The following is a 13,940-nucleotide window of genomic DNA, read 5'->3' as shown; positions in this document are numbered from 1 at the left end:
GCCGGTCACACGGGCCGGCCCGGGTCTCATCGCCTCCTCGTCATGCTCATGCCGAGCGCGACCAGGCCGCAGATGAGGATGATCGCGCCGACGATCACGTTGGTGGTGATCGTGGTCTGCGTGTCCGCCTCCCCCCTGATCAGCCAGGGCGCCAGGATGGTCCACAGCCCGATGAGGGGCGCGACCCACGCGATCCCGTGCGTGCGCCCGTACGCCGAGCTGAAGGCCAGCGCGAGCACGGCCACGGCCAGCCCCGTGACCAGGTTGTTCATGGTCAGTGACGTTATGCCGGTGAATCCGATGATCCACGGCGACAGCGCCAGGAACAGCCCGGCCACCATGGTCAGCCCGTCCGCCAGCTGAACGGCCGGCTTGGCCGCGGCCATCTCGTACTTCTCGCGCATGCTGATGATGTCGGGATGCCGCTCCATTTCGCGAGTCATCAGGGACATCACCTCCCCCGTTGCGAGCGGCGGGAGCCCTTCCCGTCGCCGCTCTCCACTACCCGGATTGGGGCCGGTCATACCTGCGGTTTGCCTGGTCAGAGGGGGGGAAACGACAAGGAGCCGACAGGAGGGGGGCGCTCGTGACAGCGGTCGACGCCATCGGGGGACACGCCCGTGAGAGAACCGGCGGGCCGGCGCCCGCGCTGCCCGCGCCGCGCGGGCCCGTCACCGCACTGCTGTTCCGCCGTCTGGCCGGGGCGCCCGACGGGCGGGCGCTGCACCTCGACGTGACCGGCGCCGACCTCGGCGACGCCGATTTCCAGCTCGCCCTGTTCGCCTGTTACGAGCTGCACTACCGGGGGTTCGCCGGGGTGGACGAGCGCTGGGAGTGGGATCCCGCGCTGCTGGCCGCCCGGGCCGTGCTGGAGCGGCACCTGGAGGAACTGCTGGCGCGCGAAGTCCCCATGCCGCCTCTGGAGGGGGCGCGGGACGTGCGGCGGGTGCTCACCGCGCTCGCCGCCGACGATCGCGGGCCGTCGGTGTCGGCGTTCCTGGCGCAGCGGGCCGGCCGCGAGCAGTTCGGCGAGTTCGTCGTGCACCGCTCGATCTACCACCTCAAGGAGGCCGACCCGCACACGTGGGCGATCCCGCGCCTGGCGGGCGGGCCCAAGGCGGCGCTGGTGGAGATCCAGGCCGACGAGTACGGCGGCGGCCGCACCGAACGCATGCACTCCGAGCTGTTCCGCGCCACCATGCGCGGGCTCGGCCTCGACGACTCCTACGGCGCCTACCTCGGCCGCGTCCCTGGCATCACGCTGGCCATCTCGAACGCCATGTCGCTGTTCGGCCTGCACCGGCGGCTGCGCGGCGCCCTCGCCGGGCACCTGGCGGCGCTGGAGATGACGTCCTCGCTGCCCAACCGGCGCTACGCGCAGGGGCTGCGGCGGCTCGGCGGCGACGCCGGCACCGCGCGCTTCTACGACGAGCACGTGCAGGCGGACGCCGTGCACGAGCAGATCGCCGCCCACGACCTGTGCGCCGCCCTGGCCGCCGACGAGCCCGCCCTAGCCGCTGACATCGTCTTCGGCGCGGCGTGCGCGCTGGAGCTGGAGCGGTTGTGGGCGGGGTACGTGCTCGCGCGCTGGGAGCGCGGCGACACCTCCCTGTGCCGCCTCCCCTGACCTGGGCCCACCACGCGACCATCCTTACCCTTCGGCCATCGGCCCGGGCATCCGGGCCGATGGTCCGACCTGGCCCGCCCATCCGACCTGGCCCGTCCATCCGGGCGGCCTTTTTCAGCCCGGCAGGCGGTACACCGACACGTGGTTGGTGCTGTCGTCGGTGAACGGGCTGCGGGTCCAGTCGGCCCAGCGGTGCTCGCGCTCCATCCCCGCCAGCTGCGCCATCAGGTCCAGCTCGGCGGGCCAGGCGTAGCGGTGGTTGGCGGGCAGGAGGCGGACGCCGCCGGCGGTGAGCCGTATCTTGGTGGTGGCCATGAGCTGCTCGGCCGGCGAGATGCGGGCGGCCTCGGCGAGCACGACGTCCTCGCTCAGCGACAGCAGCCGCAGCGCGGAGCCGCGGCGGAAGGCGCCGGGGTCGGGCACCCACGCCTCCACCACGAACCTGCCGCCCGGCCGCAGGTGCGCGGCGGCGTTGCGGAAGCAGGCGACCTGGGCGGCCTGCGAGGGCAGCGCGTAGATGGTGTTCGTGGTGAGCGCCACCAGCGCGTACTCGCCCTCGACCCGCGTCGCCGAGAAGTCGCCCACGGTGACCGGGATGTTCTCGCCGCCAGGCTTGTCGCGCAGGATCTCCACCATCTCGGGCGAGCCGTCGATCCCGGCCACCTGGTGCCCCCGCTCGGCCATCGGCACCGCCAGCCGGCCCGTCCCGATGCCGAACTCCAGCACGGGGCCGCCCTCGGCGAGCAGGCACAGCTGCTCGACGGTCGCCTCGGTCGGCAGGTTCCCGACGGTGACGTCGTAGATGTCGGCGATGCCGCGCCCGTACGCGGCCGGGTCGAACGCCGTCGTCATCGCCGCTCCCCCGCCCGCTTCCCGCCCGTCACACTCTGCTCACGTAGCTTCACGGCGGCAGTGCTACCCCGCAGGTCAGGGATCATTCCGGCATACCGCCGTGCCTGACGGGAACGTGGGGGGAATGTCGCAACACGGGGATGACGGGGACAGTGTGGCCGCCGCGGTGACCGTGACGCCGTGCGAGGACGGGCCGCTGCTGGTCAGGGGGCCGTTCCGGCTGGTCACTCAGGACGGCGTGCCGATTCCCGCCGGACGTTCGACGGTCGCGCTGTGCCGGTGCGGGCGCTCGGCGGTCAAGCCGTTCTGCGACGGCTCGCACAAGGTCGCCGGGTTCCGGGCGGCGAGCGAGCCGGACCCGCCGGCCTGACGGTTCCGGCGCAGCCACCGTACGGAATGGGCCGCCCGCCGCAGCCTGCGTCCCGCGTACGGGACGCCGCCCCGCAGCGCGGCGCCCACGGCGAGCCAGCCGCAGGTGGCCCGCTCCAGCACCCACACGGGCGCGAACAGCGCCGACGTGCCGGGGAAGACGTGCCGCCCGCCCGCCCGGCGCCGCCCCGTCTCCGCCAGCGTGACGGCCAGCGCGGCGCCCGCCACCGGAAGCGCCCACCTGCCCCGCCACAGGCACCAGGCCAGCGCGGGCAGCACCGGCAGGAACACCGCCAGCCGGCCCGGCTGGGCCAGGTCGTCGTAGGCCTGGCGGACCCGCTGGTTCCAGAAGCGGGCCGCGTCGGGCGGGAGCCGCCGCACGTACAGGTCGAGGGGGCGCAGCTCCCTGCCGCCGTGGGCGCGGACCGTGCGGATCAGCTCGAGGTTCTCGAACAGCACGTCGCCGTCGTAGCCGCCCATGCGCTCGAAGAACGCGCGGCGCACGCCGAACGTGCCGGGGTAGTCGGCGCCGAAGCTGCGGTTGAGCAGGGTGCGCGCGGTGTCCCAGCGGGCGTGCCAGGGCAGCTCGGTGAAGTGGTTCTGGGGGCGTACGAGGTCGGCGGCGGCCAGCAGCGTGTCGATCCTGGCGAGCGTGTCCCGGTCGTGGCGTACGTCGTCGTCGGCGATGACCACGTGCGGGGCGCGGGCCAGCCGCATGCCGGTGAGCACGCCGTTGACCTTGCCGTTGGCGTGGCGCAGGCCGACGGCCGGGCGGACGTGCGTGACCAGGCCGCGCCAGGCTTCGGCGTGCCGCTCGTACAGCGGGGGCGGCGAGCCGTCGACGACGATGACCGCGCCCACGTGACGGGCCAGCGTGCGCAGGTAGGCGGTCAGCTCGTCCAGGCCGCGGTCGTCCTCCCAGCGCAGCGGGAGCACGTAGTCCATCATGGGCGGCGGCTGCCCGGGGAAGATCGGGTTAAACGGGCGATGACCTGCGCCTACCTGGCCAGGCGGCCGAGCAGCGCGGCCGCCGCCGTGATGCCCGCCGCGGCGGCCACCGCCAGCACCGCGAAGTCCGGCGCCAGGTGCGCGGGGACACCGAGCAGCAGCCCGCGCAGCGCGTCCACCTCGTAGCTGAGCGGGTTGACCGCGCTGACCACCCGCAGCCAGTCCGGCATCGAGGTCGTCGGGTAGAGGGCGTTGGAGGCGAAGAACAGCGGCATCGTGATGGCCTGGCCGAAGCCCATCAGCCGGTCGCGCGTACGGACGATGCCGGCGATCGTCACCGACAGGCAGGCGAAGAACGCCGAGCCGAGCAGCACCGCCGCCATCACGCCGAGCAGGCGCAGCGGATGCCAGGACAGGTGCACGCCGAGCAGCGCGGCGATGACCACGACCACGACCGCCTGCACGATCGCCTTCACCCCTGCCGCGAACGCCTTCCCCGCCACCAGCGCCGCCCTGGGCGTCGGCGTGACCAGGAGCTTGGTCAGCACGCCTGAGTCGCGTTCCCAGATGATGTGGATGCCGTAGAAGATGGCGATGAACATCGTGGACTGCGCGATGATCCCCGGCGCCAGGTAGTCGCGGTAGGGGATGCCGCCGGTCGGGATCACGTCGATGCGGGTGAACGTCTCGCCGAAGACCAGCAGCCACAGGGCGGGCTGGACGGCGCGGGTGTAGAGCTCCGTACGGTCGTGGCGCAGCTTCTGCAGCTCCACCACGCACATCGCGGCCACCCTGGCCGGGACGACCCGCCAGGCGGGCCGGTCCTGCGCCGGCGCGGGCAGCAGGACCGCCGCCGCGCCGTCAGCCGACGCGGGAGGCGGTGTTGCGGGTACGGCGGACATCGCGGAACTCCCCTCCCTCGTCGAGACCGCTGCCGGCGACGTCGCGGAAGACGTCCTCCAGGGTCGGCGTGCTGTCGTCGCCGCGCCGGGCGCGCAGGTCGTCGGTCAGTTCGCGCGGCGTGCCCAGGGCGCGGATCCTGCCCTGGTGCATGAGGGCCACGCGCTCGCAGTACTGGTCGGCCTCGTCCATGTAGTGGGTGGTGACCAGGACGGTCATGCCGGTCGCGGCGCGTACGGCCATGATGTGCTCCCACACGACCGTGCGGGCGATGGGGTCGAGGCCGATCGTGGGCTCGTCGAGTATGAGCAGGCGGGGTGCGCTGACCAGGGCCTGGGCCAGCTCCAGGCGGCGTACCATGCCGCCCGAGTAGGTCTTCGCCAGCCGGTCGGCGGCGTCGGTGAGGCCGACCGCCTTCAGCGCCTGGGCGACCCGTTCCCGCCGCTCGCGTCTCGGGACGTCGAAGACGCGCGCGAAGAGCGAGACGTTCTCCCTGCCGGTCAGCCCTGAGTCGGCCGAGAGCTGCTGCGGGACGTACCCGAGCAGGCGCCGCACCCGCATCCGGTCGGCGGCCACGTCCAGCCCGAACACCCGCGCCATGCCCTTGGGCACGGGCAGCAGGGTCGTCACGCACCTGATGGCCGTCGTCTTCCCCGCCCCGTTGGGCCCGAGCAGCCCGAACACCTCCCCTGCCCGCACGGTCAGGTCGAGCCCGTCCACGGCGACGGACTCGCCGAACGCGTACCGCAACCCGGTGCACGCGACCGCCGCCTCCTCACCGCCGGGCGCATCACCCGCTGGGCCGTCCGGGACGCCGTCGCGGGCGGCCTCGGTGGGCGTCATTTCGCGCTCACCTCCTCTTCCTGCTCTTCCTGCAGCCCGGCGGCCAGGCGGCGCAGCGCCGGGAGTGCCGCCTCCAGCGCGGCCCTGTCCTCGTCGGGGAGCCGCGCGAGGTGCTCGCGGACGAGCGCCGTGCGGCGTTCCTGCCAGGCCCGCAGGCGGGCCTCGCCGTCCGGGGTGGGCAGCAGCCTGGCGGACCTGCGGTCCTCGCTGCGCACCTCGCGGTACAGCAGCCCGGCCGCGCTGAGCTGGTTGACCAGCGTGGAGACCGAGTTGCCCGCCAGGTAGAGCTCCTTGGCCGCGGCCGAGACGCTGATGCCGGGGTGGTCGGCGACCAGGCGCAGCAGCTCGACCTGGGCGCCGCGCAGCCGCGGCCCGGTCAGGCCCTGACGCAGGCGGCGCCGGATCAGCCGGTTGAGCCCGAGCAGCACGCCGGCGAACGCACTGGGCAGATCCTCTTCCTTACTCATGCCCGAAATGTTAGCTCTGCTTACGATGTAATTGGAAATTTCCAGCTCAAGGGATGTTTGTCGGCGGCTTACCGTGTTTCATGGTCGAGCGGGCTCGTGCGCGGGCATAGCCTTACCCCATGGTGCGCTTCGCTGTCGGGCTGCCGAACGTCGGCGAGTTCGGAGACCCCACGCTGCTGACCGAGCTGGGCGTCGCCGCCGAGGAACACGGCTGGGACGCGGTCTACCTCTGGGACCACCTGCTCTACCACGACCCGAGCTGGCCGGTCGCGAACCCGGTGGTGGCGCTGTCCGCCATCGCCGCCCGCACGCGGCGCGTCCGCCTCGGCATCCTGATGACGGCTCTCCCCCGGCGCCGGGTGCAGACGGTCGCCAAGGAGACCGCCTCACTCGACCGCCTCTCCGGCGGCCGGCTCGTCTTCGGCGCGGGGCTGGGCTCGATCGACGAGGAGTACACCGACTTCGGCGAGGACCCCGACCTCAAGGTCCGCGCCGCCAAGCTCGACCAGGGCCTGGACGACCTGACGCACCTCTGGGAGCGGCTGCTGCCGGCTCCCGTGCAGCGGCCCCGCATCCCGATCTGGTGCCCCGGCCGCTGGCCCACGCGGGCCGGTTTCCGCCGTGCGGCCCGCTGGGACGGCGCGATGCCGACCTTCCGCGACTACGGCCACGACCTCCCGCCGGTGCCGGTGGCCGAGTTCGCGCGCGTGGTCGACTTCCTGGGCGAGGAGCGGGGCTCACTGGACGGCTTCGACATCGCCCTGGAGGGCCGCGCAGCCGACGGCCTCGTCGAGGGCTACGCGGAGGCGGGCATGACCTGGTGGGTGGAGGCGATGGGCTGGTGGCGCGGCGGCGTCGCCGACGCCCGAAAGACGATCACCGCCGGGCCGCCCCGCTGATTTCATCGGGCTTGCCCCTCGAACCGCAGAAGACCGCGCTGCCAGGCCGGCGGCTTCCCCTCAACGCAAAGGCCCCACCGAAACGGCGGTCGGCCCCGCGCGTGGACAGCGCTGTGGCGCGGCGGCCTTCGCAGCCGTCGCGCCACAGGGTTCAGAGGGAGGTCAGCCTGCGCTGCAGGAGACCGAGGGCCAGGTCCAGTTGCCGTTGTGCTGGATGGTCACGCCCCAGTTGTTGCCGTTGCCGTTCGGGCGTGCGGTGAGCACTTGCGAGCTCGGGTAGCTGGCGGTGATGTTCCAGGTGGACAGGACACGGGCCGGGGAGGGCACGTTCATCGTGACGGTCCAGTTGCTGGAGCCGCTGACCGAGACGTTGAGGTTGTAGCGGTCGCTCCACTGCTGGCCGGCGGAAAGGGTCGCGGTGCAGCCACCACCGCCACCACCGCCACCGCCGCCGCCTCCACCACCGCCACCGCCGCCCCCGCCGGAGCCGCCGATGGTGATGTTGGAGTTGCCGCTGCTCTGGTAGCCCTCGGTGGCGAGGATCTGGTAGTCGTGGTTGCCCAGATTCATGCCGGCGCGGGCCCAGGCGTCGAAGTGGTTGCCGGCGGTGATGGTGCCGCCCGTCCGCTTCTGCTGCCTGACGCTCCAGAACTGGTCGAAGGTCCTGGTGCCCTCGATGGACGGGGCGTTGTAGCGGGTCGTCTGGTAGATGTCGTACGACCCGCCGTCGGTGGTCACGGTGCCCCGGTAGTTACCGGTGGGCCGGTACGTGCCCCAGTTGTCGACGATGTAGTACTCGATGAGCGGGTTCCTGGTCCACCCGTACAGGGTCAGGTACGCGTTCCCCGACGGGTTGAAGCTGCCCGAGTACGACACGGTCCTGCGCCCGCCGGTCGACCAGCCCTTGCCGGCGACGAAGTTGCCGGTGTTGCGCCAGGACGTGCTGTAGTTCCCGCCGGAGCCGAGCTCCATGGAGACGGTGCCCTGGGCGTCGGTCCAGAAGGAGTAGAAGTAGCCGTTGTTGTTACCGGTCTGGTTCGTCGTGATGGCGGCGTGGGCGATGCCGGGGAGCATCGCGACGGCCAGCGCCACGGCGATGGCGCCCGCGCGGGCGATGAACCGCCGTGCGCGGCCGCGTCTGCGGCCCGGCGGGTAGGGGGGTGCGCCGTTCATGGGGGTGCTTCCTCCTCGCGTGATGACGGCGGGGATGCGGGCAGCGTGGTACGCGCCCGATGGCCGAGGTGGCCCCGATCGAACGTGGTGAAGCCGAGCGCCCGCCGAAAATATCGGTGGGCTGGCGAAAGTATCGGCCCGCTATCCGGCACCTGTCAACGGCCTCTTGCGCGAAGTGAAGACCCCTTTACCACGCCGACGCTTGAAGCTGCGGAAATGATGCCATCAAGTGTCGATGAAACTTTCGTACGAACCCCGAAACACTCAGCCGACGTCGGCCGCGGCCCGGATGATCTCCAGTGCACGATCGACGTGACGGGCATGGGTGCGGAAGCTCAGCACGCACAGCCGCAGATACAGCCGCCCCTGGACGTTCGTGCTGCTCAGATAGATCTGTCCGCCGTCGTTGATCTCCTGGAGCAGGCGCCGGTTGCGCTCGTCGTCTCCGTCGCGCAGCCGGAACACCACCACGGTCAGGTCGGGCCGCCACGGCACGGAGAAGCGGGGATCGGCGGCCAGCTCGCGGTGCACGACGGCGGCGAGGTCGAGCTTCTCCTCCAGCTCGCGGGTGAAGGCGTCCACGCCGTGCAGGTGCAGCGGCAGCCACAGCCGCAGCCCGCGGAACTCCCTGGTCAGCTCGACGCCGAGGTTGGCGAAGTCGGGCAGGCCGTCCATCGCGGCGAGGTCCTGGAGATAGTCGCCGCCGTCGGCGTGCGCGGCGTGCAGCGTGGCGGGGTCGCGGACGAGCAGCACGCCGGTCCCGTACGGCAGGAACATGCTCTTGTGCGGGTCGAGGGCGATGGAGTCGGCCCGTTCGACGCCGGCGAGGAGCGGCCGGCCGCGCTCGGTGAGCTGGAAGCCGCCGCCGTAGGCCGCGTCCACGTGGAACCACAGCCCCTCGCGGGCGGCCAGTTCGGCCACCTCGGGGAGGGGGTCGATGGTGCCGGTGCCGGTGGTGCCCGCCGTGCCCGCCAGCAGGAACGGCCGCAGCCCCCTGGCCCGGTCGGCGGCGATCAGCCCGGCGGCGGCGCGTACGTCCATGCGCAGGTCATCGGTCATGGGCACCTCGCGCACGGCGGCGGCGGGCAGGCCGCAGATGCGGGCGGCCTTGGCCACGCAGTGGTGGGTGTGGCCGGTGACGTACAACGTCGCGCCGGTCAGATCGTCGCCCAGCCGGCTCTGGCGGGCGGCCAGCACCGCCGACAGGGTGGCCGTCGAGCCGCCGCTGGTGGTGATGCCGCCCGCGCCGGACGGCAGCCCGAACTGCTCGCACAGCCAGGTGAGCACGCCGTGTTCCATGGCGACCAGCGCGGGCGACATCTGGGCCAGGCCCGTGTACCGGTTGGCGGCGTTGGCCAGCAGCTCCGCCAGCGCGGCCGAGTACAGCCCGCCGGCCGGGAAATAGGCGAGGTAGCCGGGGCCCGCGGTGTTGACGCCCTGCCCGGCCGCCCGCAGGAACGTCTCCGCCAGCTCCCCGAAGTCGCCCGGCCCGGCGGCGGGCGGGCGGCGCAGGCGCTCCGCGAGACCGTCGGGCGGCGAGTAGTCGCTGGCGGGCGACTTCTCCAGGGCGTCTTCTCCAGGGCGTCGAGCCAGTCGGCCAGCAGGTCCACGGCCTGCCGGCCGAGTGCCGCCATGTCGGGGCGATTCAGGTCGAGTTCCGTCATGCCCGGAACCCTAGAAGAAGTCGGGCAAGCGGGGATTGGACGTTATTGCACGCTGGTACGCGCCCGGCGGCACGCCCACCAGGCGGCGGAAGTGCCGGGACAGGTGCGACTGGTCGCAGAACCCCACGAGCTTGCCGGACGAGGCGGGCGTGCATCAGGTCGAGCCCGCCCAGACCCGGATGCCGCCGGTGATGCGCGGAGTCGACGGTGGTGCGCGGAGTCGACGGCGCCTCTGGCGTCTCCTCCCTGGTGATCGTTCATGGCCTCCTGCAACTTTTGCACAGTGCCATGAACGACCTCGCCTCCGGCGGCGTACCTCATGATGACGGCCGCCTCAGGCCGGGGAAGGGGACGATGATCATGGGACCCCGACGCGTACTCGTCGTCTGCGCGACCGCCGCGCTCCTGCCGGTGACCGCGTGCGCCGGCTACACGCCGACGCCCGCCGCGGACGGCGCCAACACCGCCGCGCTCGCCGAGGTGGCGAGCGAGTCGCCGTTTCCCGACGAGGAACCCTCCGAGTCCTCCGCCCCGCCCGCGGAGGACGAGGACGAGGGGGTCTGGGAGACGAAGTGGGGGCCGGTGTCGAAGATCGACAGAGAGCTCATCCGCAAGGTGCGCCTGGCCAGCCTCTGGGAGATGCCGATGGCGCAGGACGCCGTGCAGCGCGCCACCACGGCCAAGGTCAGGCAGGTGAGCGAGACGATCGCGAGCCAGCACCACACCCTGGACCGGCAGGTGCGCGAGGTGGCCTCGAAGCTGGAGGTCACGCTGCCGGTGAAGCCCACCGAGCAGCAGCAGAGCTGGATGAGCGACATCTCCGGCAGCACCGGCTCCGCCTACGACGCCACGTACGTCAAGTGGCTGCGCCTGGCGCACGGCCAGATCTTCGGTCTGATCGGCCAGGTGCGCGGCAGCACCCAGAACACGCTGGTCCGCCGCTTCGCCGAACAGTGCAACGCGGCCGTCCTGAACCACCAGCGCCTGCTCGAGAGCACGGGCCTGACCACCCCGGAGAGCTTCCCCGACCCGGCCGCCTGACCTGACCTGACCTCGCCTGATCTGACCGGGGCTGCGGGGTCAGACGTCCTGCCAGCCCAGCGGCCGGGGCGCGGTCTCCGGGGACTCGCCGCCCGCCTCGTTGAAGGCGTTCATGGCGGAGATGAGCGCGCGGCGCTGCTCGGCCGACATGCGGGCGACGATGGCGCCGATCTCGGTACGGCGGCGCTCCATCACCTGGTCGACGATGCGCCGCCCCTCGGTGGTGAGCCGCATCAGGCTCTCGCGCCGGTTGTGCGGGTTGACCTCGCGCACGACCAGCCCGGCGGCCATCAGGCGGTCGGCCATGCGCATGGCGGTGGAGGAGTTGACGCCGAGCAGGTCGGCCATGGTGACGAGCTTGGTCTCGCCGTGCCCGGCCAGCACCACCATCATCCGGAACTGCGGCAGCGTGATGCGGTCCTCGACCGCGCCGAGCGACCGGGCGGCGACGGCGACGAGCAGCCGCGACCCGCTCAGCACGGCCGTGACGACGGCCGACAGATCGTCGTCCCGATCATCAGCAGATTTCCCGCTGATCGCGGACATGTCACCCATGACCACAGTTGTACCGCGCTACCCCTCCTGCCGGGCGCCGGCCCCCTCACAGGAGCTGAACGGCACCCCCGGGCACTCCCGCTCCCCCGTCGTCAGCAGCAGCACGATCCCCATCATGAAGATCGCGCAGGTGAGCAGCATCAGCATCAGCCAGACGTGCACCGCCGACCTGCGCCGCAGGGAAGAGCCAACCGACCCGGAGAGCAGCGCGTCCAGCTCGGGCTCGTCGAGCGCCAGCCGCTTCTCCAGGTCCTCCAGTGCCCGCCGCTCTTCCCGGGAAAGCCCCATCCCTCACGCCTCATCTCCTCGGCGGCCATTCCGCGGCACCCAGGACACGCCCCCGTGCCTTCCCGCATCTCGACGACCATTTCAGCCGGACGGCCTGAGGAGACCAAGCGAACCTTGCACACTGCAACAAACCTGTGATGCGGGCCTGCCCCGCGAGGAGTCAGGCGGACACGGACCGCACAGGCGACGCGGCGGGGCGCCGGCACGGCCGCCATGAGCTCACCAGGGCGAGGGCGAGCAGCAGCTCGGCCAGATCCCCGCCGTAGTACATGATCTCGGCGGCGCCACGCCGCTGCTCGGCCGGTACGGGCAGGTCCACGGCGAGGCCGGCGTACATGAGCTGGGACAGCCCGGCGTGCACGGCGATCGCGACGCCCAGCACGACCAGCCGCACCGGTACGGACGGCCGCCGCGGCGCCGGGTCGGGACCGGCGATCACCCACGCGAACAGGCAGCCGGACAGCAGGAAGTGCAGGTGGACGGCCTCGTGCAGCCAGGGGTTCGTGAGGGTCTGCCGGTAGAGCGGCGTGCAGTACAGCACCGCCATCCCGCCCACGCTGAGCAGCAGCGCGACGACGGGATCGGCGACGGGGTGCACCGAGCGCAGCAGCGCCGTGAGCCGGCGGGCGCGGGCGGCCGGCAGCGTACGCAGCAGCAGCGTCACCGGCGCGCCCAGCACCAGGCCGAGCGGCGCCAGCATGCCGATGAGCAGGTGCTGCAGCATGTGGCCGCGGAAGTCGTGCGCGGCCAGCTCGGCGACGGGCCCGGCCAAGGCCGCGGCGACGAGAGCGAGACCGGCCAGGAAGGCAGCGGAACGCCACGGGCTCCACTTCCTCCGGCCCGCCAGAGCCAGATAGGCGGCCGCCGGGAGCAGGAGCAGCAGCACCGTGCCGCCGACGTGGTGGTGGCTCACCGCGGGGCCTGGCACAGGTCGAGCGTGCCGGCGCCGCGCCGCAGCGCCCACCCGCCGACCACCAGGATCACCCCGAGCACCAGGAACCCGAGGTCCCACGCCAGCTGGTACGGCCCCGTACGAACGTGGTGGATGCCCAGCAGGTGATGGTCGATCACGCCTTCGACCAGGTTGAACAGCCCCCACCCGGACAGGATCCAGCCCCACAGCGCCCGCGAGCGCCACACCCGCCCGCGCGAGGCGGTCACGCGGGAGTAGAGCAGGCCGATCCCGGCGAGCACGGCCAGCCACGTCACGGTGTGGAACAGGCCGTCCCACACCGTGTTCATCCGCAGCCCAGGCACGGTGTCGACCGGGTAATACCGCACCCCGATGCGGTCGGTGTCGGTGCTGCTCAGCATGTGGTGCCACTGCAGCAGCTGGTGCAGCAGGATGCCGTCGACGAAGCCGCCCAGCCCGATCCCCAGGATCGTGCCGGGCAGGCCGATTCCCTTGCGGGCCGCCATGATCAGGGGTTCTTGCCCATGACCTGGCGGATGACGTCGCGGACGCGGTCCATCATCGCGATCGGCGTGCCCATGAGCACGTTCTTGGTGGCCGACTCGGCGCCGGGGTGCGGGTGGGTGGGCGCCATGGCCTCGGCGGCCTTGACCCCGGCGGCCATGCTGCGCCGCTCGGCCTCGGTGGTGTGGGCGATGATCTTGTTGAACTCGTAACGCTCCTCGGCGCGGGCGTGCGCCTCGACGGCGCCGCGCAGCATCAGCAGGTTCTCCATGAAGTCGGGCGCGTCGGGGCCGGCCTGGTCCATGCGGGACAGCATCTCCTTGGCCTGGTTCTCCTCGGCCAGCCGGTCCTCCACCACGCCGTCGCCGCCGTCGATCTTGCGCCGCGCGTACGGGTGCACGATCTCCTCCTCGGCGGTCTCGTGCACGGCGAGCATGCGCACCAGGCGGGTGAACGCCTCTCCGCGCTGGTCGGCGGGGGCCTGCTCGACCTCGTCGAACAGGTTCCTGATCATCCCGTGCTGGGCGATCAGCAGCTCGATGACGTCCGTCTCGGCCATCTTCTCCGGCGCCGTCTTCGTCATGTCTCTCCTCCTTCGAGTACGGGGCTGCCTACCCCGGGCGCGGCCTGACACGCTCATGAGGCGAACGGATTACCCAAACGCGGAGCTTCGGCGGAACGGGCGCCGAGATTGCACCGGGACGCCTCGGGTAGGCGGGCACATCGCATGTTCCCGACCGCGAAGGAGCGGACGCACATGACCTTCAACCCACTGCAGGAGCGGGGCATCCCGCTGGACAAACAGCTGCGCAACTGGCGGGAGCTGAACGTCACGCCGACCGATCCCGACCACGCCGACCCGTACACGCGGTGCCGCATCATCACGATGAACGGCAT

General features: G+C 72.1%; 16 protein-coding genes and 1 pseudogene. 4 read left to right on the top strand and 13 right to left on the bottom strand.

The genetic code is table 11. From position 1 onward, the window contains the following. Positions 1-26: 26 nt before the first annotated feature. On the bottom strand, positions 27-443 hold the full coding sequence (locus AB0K12_RS43570) for an SPW repeat protein (RefSeq protein WP_364574348.1): 417 nt from the start codon (positions 441-443) through the stop codon (positions 27-29). A 143-nt stretch (positions 444-586) separates the two neighbouring features. Between AB0K12_RS43570 and AB0K12_RS43565 the strand changes: the two genes are divergently transcribed. Then, positions 587-1,627: an iron-containing redox enzyme family protein gene (locus AB0K12_RS43565; RefSeq protein ID WP_364574346.1), complete on the top strand. Its 1,041-nt coding sequence runs from the start codon at positions 587-589 to the stop codon at positions 1,625-1,627. Between the two features lie 114 nt (positions 1,628-1,741). Here AB0K12_RS43565 and AB0K12_RS43560 read toward each other — a convergent pair whose 3' ends face one another. Beyond that, the gene (locus AB0K12_RS43560) at positions 1,742-2,479 is read right to left on the bottom strand and encodes a class I SAM-dependent methyltransferase (RefSeq protein WP_364574344.1); all 738 of its coding nucleotides are present in this window, start codon (positions 2,477-2,479) and stop codon (positions 1,742-1,744) included. Between AB0K12_RS43560 and AB0K12_RS43555 the strand changes: the two are divergent. Then, a pseudogene (locus tag AB0K12_RS43555) lies at positions 2,430-2,744 on the top strand (hypothetical protein); the annotation flags it as partial. The gene AB0K12_RS43560 and the pseudogene AB0K12_RS43555 sit on opposite strands and share 50 nt — an antisense overlap. Here AB0K12_RS43555 and AB0K12_RS43550 read toward each other — a convergent pair. From AB0K12_RS43550 to AB0K12_RS43535, 4 genes are read right to left on the bottom strand one after another with little or no spacing between them, the layout of a single operon-like run. Then, positions 2,708-3,796, bottom strand: a complete 1,089-nt coding sequence (locus tag AB0K12_RS43550; protein ID WP_364574342.1) for a glycosyltransferase — start codon at positions 3,794-3,796, stop codon at positions 2,708-2,710. The pseudogene AB0K12_RS43555 and the gene AB0K12_RS43550 overlap by 37 nt on opposite strands. A gap of 50 nt (positions 3,797-3,846) precedes the next feature. Next, positions 3,847-4,698, bottom strand: a complete 852-nt coding sequence (locus AB0K12_RS43545) for an ABC transporter permease (protein ID WP_364574340.1) — start codon at positions 4,696-4,698, stop codon at positions 3,847-3,849. Next, positions 4,658-5,539, bottom strand: coding sequence for an ATP-binding cassette domain-containing protein (locus tag AB0K12_RS43540; protein WP_364574339.1), 882 nt, complete (start codon positions 5,537-5,539; stop codon positions 4,658-4,660). Before AB0K12_RS43540 ends, AB0K12_RS43545 begins: the two co-directional genes overlap by 41 nt. Then, positions 5,536-6,006: a MarR family transcriptional regulator gene (locus AB0K12_RS43535; RefSeq protein WP_364574338.1), complete on the bottom strand. Its 471-nt coding sequence runs from the start codon at positions 6,004-6,006 to the stop codon at positions 5,536-5,538. The genes AB0K12_RS43540 and AB0K12_RS43535 overlap by 4 nt, the downstream gene beginning before the upstream one ends. A gap of 119 nt (positions 6,007-6,125) precedes the next feature. Between AB0K12_RS43535 and AB0K12_RS43530 the strand changes: the two genes are divergently transcribed. Beyond that, positions 6,126-6,905: an LLM class flavin-dependent oxidoreductase gene (locus AB0K12_RS43530; protein ID WP_364574336.1), complete on the top strand. Its 780-nt coding sequence runs from the start codon at positions 6,126-6,128 to the stop codon at positions 6,903-6,905. A gap of 162 nt (positions 6,906-7,067) precedes the next feature. Here AB0K12_RS43530 and AB0K12_RS43525 read toward each other — a convergent pair whose 3' ends face one another. Beyond that, entirely contained in the window at positions 7,068-8,078 is a 1,011-nt protein-coding gene (locus tag AB0K12_RS43525; RefSeq protein WP_364574334.1) for a glycoside hydrolase family 11 protein, read from the bottom strand. Positions 8,079-8,342: 264 nt separating this feature from the next. Beyond that, positions 8,343-9,533, bottom strand: a complete 1,191-nt coding sequence (locus AB0K12_RS43520; protein WP_364574518.1) for an aminotransferase class V-fold PLP-dependent enzyme — start codon at positions 9,531-9,533, stop codon at positions 8,343-8,345. Positions 9,534-10,102: 569 nt separating this feature from the next. Between AB0K12_RS43520 and AB0K12_RS43515 the strand changes: the two genes are divergently transcribed. Beyond that, a complete protein-coding gene (locus AB0K12_RS43515) occupies positions 10,103-10,783 on the top strand; it encodes a DUF4142 domain-containing protein (protein WP_364574332.1) in 681 nt (226 codons plus the stop codon). A 39-nt stretch (positions 10,784-10,822) separates the two neighbouring features. On the opposite strand, the gene AB0K12_RS43510 is transcribed toward AB0K12_RS43515, so the two are convergent. The 5 genes from AB0K12_RS43510 to AB0K12_RS43490 form a co-directional block, all read right to left on the bottom strand. After that, positions 10,823-11,338, bottom strand: a complete 516-nt coding sequence (locus AB0K12_RS43510) for a MarR family transcriptional regulator (RefSeq protein WP_364574330.1) — start codon at positions 11,336-11,338, stop codon at positions 10,823-10,825. Positions 11,339-11,356: 18 nt separating this feature from the next. Beyond that, positions 11,357-11,626: a DUF3040 domain-containing protein gene (locus tag AB0K12_RS43505; protein WP_364574328.1), complete on the bottom strand. Its 270-nt coding sequence runs from the start codon at positions 11,624-11,626 to the stop codon at positions 11,357-11,359. 160 nt (positions 11,627-11,786) lie between these two features. Next, positions 11,787-12,554 (bottom strand): cytochrome c oxidase assembly protein, encoded by a 768-nt coding sequence (locus AB0K12_RS43500; protein ID WP_364574326.1) that lies wholly within the window; start codon positions 12,552-12,554, stop codon positions 11,787-11,789. Beyond that, positions 12,536-13,045: a DUF2243 domain-containing protein gene (locus tag AB0K12_RS43495; protein WP_364574324.1), complete on the bottom strand. Its 510-nt coding sequence runs from the start codon at positions 13,043-13,045 to the stop codon at positions 12,536-12,538. Before AB0K12_RS43495 ends, AB0K12_RS43500 begins: the two co-directional genes overlap by 19 nt. A 2-nt stretch (positions 13,046-13,047) precedes the next feature. Further along, positions 13,048-13,626: a hemerythrin domain-containing protein gene (locus tag AB0K12_RS43490; protein WP_364574322.1), complete on the bottom strand. Its 579-nt coding sequence runs from the start codon at positions 13,624-13,626 to the stop codon at positions 13,048-13,050. Positions 13,627-13,940 lie beyond the last annotated feature (314 nt).

Source organism: Nonomuraea sp. NPDC049419, assembly GCF_040676995.1.
In the GTDB taxonomy this organism is placed as follows: domain Bacteria; phylum Actinomycetota; class Actinomycetes; order Streptosporangiales; family Streptosporangiaceae; genus Nonomuraea; species Nonomuraea salmonea.
This window is presented reverse-complemented; position numbering and strand designations above follow the sequence as displayed.